The 3,728-nt window shown below is 45.2% G+C and carries 3 protein-coding genes; all 3 read left to right on the forward strand.

What is annotated here, in order from left to right; translation table 11 throughout:
• On the forward strand, positions 1–1,483 hold a 1,483-nt coding region (locus B2R65_RS17100; RefSeq protein ID WP_286744672.1), incomplete at its 5' end, for an ABC transporter ATP-binding protein.
• Entirely contained in the window at positions 1,480–2,583 is a 1,104-nt protein-coding gene (locus B2R65_RS17105) for an ABC transporter permease (protein ID WP_286744675.1), read from the forward strand. The genes B2R65_RS17100 and B2R65_RS17105, both read left to right, overlap by 4 nt.
• A gap of 2 nt (positions 2,584–2,585) precedes the next feature.
• Complete coding sequence (locus B2R65_RS17110) at positions 2,586–3,512, forward strand: ABC transporter permease (RefSeq protein WP_055255491.1); 927 nt, start codon at positions 2,586–2,588, stop codon at positions 3,510–3,512.
• Positions 3,513–3,728 lie beyond the last annotated feature (216 nt).

The raw sequence follows: 3,728 nt of genomic DNA on the forward strand, positions 1-3,728 counted from the left end.
AATAAAAATAAAACATGGTGAGGTGCATGCCCTGCTTGGTGAAAACGGCGCGGGTAAAAGCACGTTAATGAAAATGCTTTACGGTGTAGTTAAACCTGACCAAGGGGACATGTTTTTTAATGGTCGTAAAATGGACATAAAAGAACCCGCCGATGCCCGCGAATTAGGCATAGGTATGGTGTTTCAGCATTTTTCGTTATTTGAAACCCTAACAGTTGCGCAAAATATCGCGTTAGCGCTGGGCGATTTAGCAGGGCATAGCAGCACACTTGCCAGCAGAATTAGTAAAACATCGGCTAGGTACGGCATGCCGCTGGACCCGCATAGGTTGGTGTCTACGCTTTCAACGGGCGAGCGCCAACGGGTAGAAATAGTCAGGTGTTTATTATTAGATATTCAACTGCTTATTTTAGATGAACCCACCTCGGTACTCACTCCGCAAGAAGTAGATGCACTGTTTAAAACCCTGCATTCGCTTAAGAAAGAAGGCTGCTCGGTGTTGTTTATTAGCCATAAGTTGCATGAAGTTATTGCGCTTTGCGACAGCGCCACTATTTTGCGCGCCGGCAAAGTAAGTGGGCATTGCATTCCTAAAAACGAAACCAGCGAATCAATAGCTCGCTTAATGGTAGGCGACAGCACTCCAATAAGTAACCAAACACGCAGAGCGACTGGCACAGGTGATTTTTTAACAGTCGATAACTTATCAACCAGTGCGCAGGCGTTATTTGATATTGCGCTTAAAAACGTGAACTTTGCTGTACAACAAGGCGAAATAGTCGGTATTGCAGGGGTTGCCGGTAATGGGCAAGAGGAGCTATTAAAAGCGCTTTCGGGAGAGGAGCCGCAAAAAAATAGCAACGCAATAAAATTTAAAAATACCGCTGTTGATGCGTTATGCCCTCTAAAAAGGCGCAGGCTTGGGCTTGCATGCGTACCAGAGGACAGGCTAGGGCGCGGCGCAGTCCCTGATATGGATTTAGCGCACAATGCACTCCTTACCAGTTTTGATAGTGGTTTAGTTAAAAAAGGCTTTTTAGTAAAACAAAAAATTAGCCAGCTCGCCGACAAAATCATTAAAAAATACAACGTAAAAACCCCCAGCAACCGTACTCACGCAGCAAGCCTTTCGGGCGGTAATTTGCAAAAGTTTATTATTGGCCGAGAGGTTGAGCAAAACCCACAATTGCTGGTTATGTCGCACCCTACTTGGGGTGTAGATATTGGCGCACAAGTTGCCATTCACGAGGCAATTTTAACGCTGCGCGACGAAGGCTGTGCAGTACTGGTTATTTCAGAAGATTTAGACGAGCTCTATAAAATTTGTGACCGAATTGGCGCAATTTGCGATGGCAAACTCTCGCCTATTTTAAATACCGACTGTGTACCACTAGTGCAATTAGGGCAGTGGATGGCGGGCGATTTTAATCACGACACTAAAAGCAACACAGCAAAAATAACACCGCAAGGAGCGCTGGCATGATAAAGCTTGAACCCCGCGTAGAGCGCTCAAAAACATGGAGTTATTTCTCTCCTGTTTTAGCCATTTTACTCACTTTAATAACAGGTTATGTGGTGTTTGCCTTACTAGGGCACGACCCGCTTAATGCCTTATATACCTTACTCGTAGCGCCTATTTCTGACTGGTATGGCGTTACCGAGCTATTAGTAATGACCATTCCAATTTTATTATGTGCCTATGGTTTAGCGCTGTGTTACAGGGCGTCGGTGTGGAATATAGGTGCTGAAGGGCAGCTACTGATTGGCGGCGTATGCGCCAGTGCCGTAGCTGTTAACTTTGTTGACTCTACAAGTGCCTTTGCATTAGGGCTTACATTACTTGCAGGTATTGCTGGTGGCATGCTGTGGGCAGGCTTAGCTGCGTTTATGAAATTACGTTTAAACACCAACGAAATTTTAGTCACCATTATGCTCAATTACATTGCCGTTAATGTGTTGCTGTGGTCAGTACACGGGCCATTAAAAGACCCATACGGCTATAACTTTCCTGAAAGCGCCTTATTTGGCGATAGCACCTTACTACCAGTTTTATTTGAAGGTACTCGCCTTCATTTAGGGCTTGCATTTGCGCTATTAGCGCTGTGTGCCACATGGGTGTTTATTAGTAAAACCTTTGTGGGTTTTCAAATTCAAGTACTTGGGCTTGATGCATCGGCTGCCAAAATGGCGGGCTATAAACGTGCGCTTTTAATTGCTGGTGTATTGGTAATAAGTGGCGGGTTAGCTGGGCTTGCAGGGGCTGGCGAAGTGGCTGGGCCTATAGGGCAATTAGTGCCGCAAATATCCCCTGGTTATGGTTACGCCGCAATTATTGTGGCCTTTTTAGGGCGCTTACATCCGCTTGGGATCACCTTAGCAGGGCTGTTAATGGGGCTTATTTATATGGGCGGCGAAATGGCGCAAATAGAAATTGGCCTACCCAATGCCATTACCGGCATTTTTCAGGGCTTAATGCTGTTTTATTTACTCTCGTGCGATGTGCTTATTGGTTATCGCATTAAATTGTTACTGCCATTTACACAACAAAAAACGCAGCTAACACCCATCGCACAGGAATCTTAAACATGGAATTAGAGGTAATCACAAATATTTTATACGCCACTATTCGCACCGGCACGCCTTTATTGCTGGTGGCTCTAGGTGAAATGGTATGCGAGAAAAGCGGCACACTTAACCTTGGGCAAGAGGGCATGATGTTATTAGGCGCGGTGGCAGGGTTTATAACCATGTACCAATGCGACAACCTTTTTATAGGCTTTAGCGTGGCTGCGCTTGTGGGGGTTATGGCGTCGTTAGTATTTGCGTTTGTAGCACTTAATTTAAATGCTAGCCAAGTGGCTGCGGGGTTAGCGCTAACTATTTTTGGCACGGGCTTGTCGGCATTTTTAGGCGTTGATTACGAGGGTAAAACCATTAATGCCTTACCCACTTTAGCAATTGCAGGGTTTGAGCATATTCCGCTACTGGGCAAAGCATTGTTTTCGCAAGACGCCATTGTGTATTTAAGTTGGGCATTAGTACTTGGCGCTTATTTATTTTTTAAATACCACAAGGCAGGGCTTGCGGTACGCGCTATTGGTGAAAACCCAGGCGTTGGTAATAACTTAGGCTTGCCTGTGATGCGTACTCGCTATTTAGCGGTGATGTTTGGCGGCGCAATGGCGGGTATTGCAGGGGCGTACCTATCGCTTGCTTACACACCTCTTTGGACACAAAACATGACCTCGGGTCGTGGCTGGATAGCACTGGCTTTAGTGGTATTTGCAAGTTGGCGAATTGAGCGGGTAATGCTAGGCGCTTATTTATTTGGTTTTGCCAGCATTATGCACTTAGTGGCACAGGCGCTTGGCTTAGCGGTGGATTCTAATTTACTGGCCATGCTGCCTTATGGTGCAACGCTTATAGTACTGATTATGCTAAGTAAAAATAAACAAAAACTAAAAATGTACGAACCTATGTGGCTAGGTAAGCCTTGGCATAAGGGCCATTAAAAATTTTATACAAAGAGTAACAATAAGCCTTCAACAGGATATTAAAAATACAACACGGAGAATAACAATGAAAAAACTAATAACAGCGCTTGGCGTAGCACTTAGCTTATGGTTAAGCGCGAGTGCAATGGCAAAAGACAGCGTAAAAGTAGGGTTTGTATATGTAAGCCCGATTGGCGAAGCTGGTTGGACTTACACCCACGATGTAAGCCGCCG

Source organism: Pseudoalteromonas sp. UBA2102 (genome assembly GCF_002331165.1).
Taxonomy (GTDB): domain Bacteria; phylum Pseudomonadota; class Gammaproteobacteria; order Enterobacterales; family Alteromonadaceae; genus Pseudoalteromonas; species Pseudoalteromonas atlantica.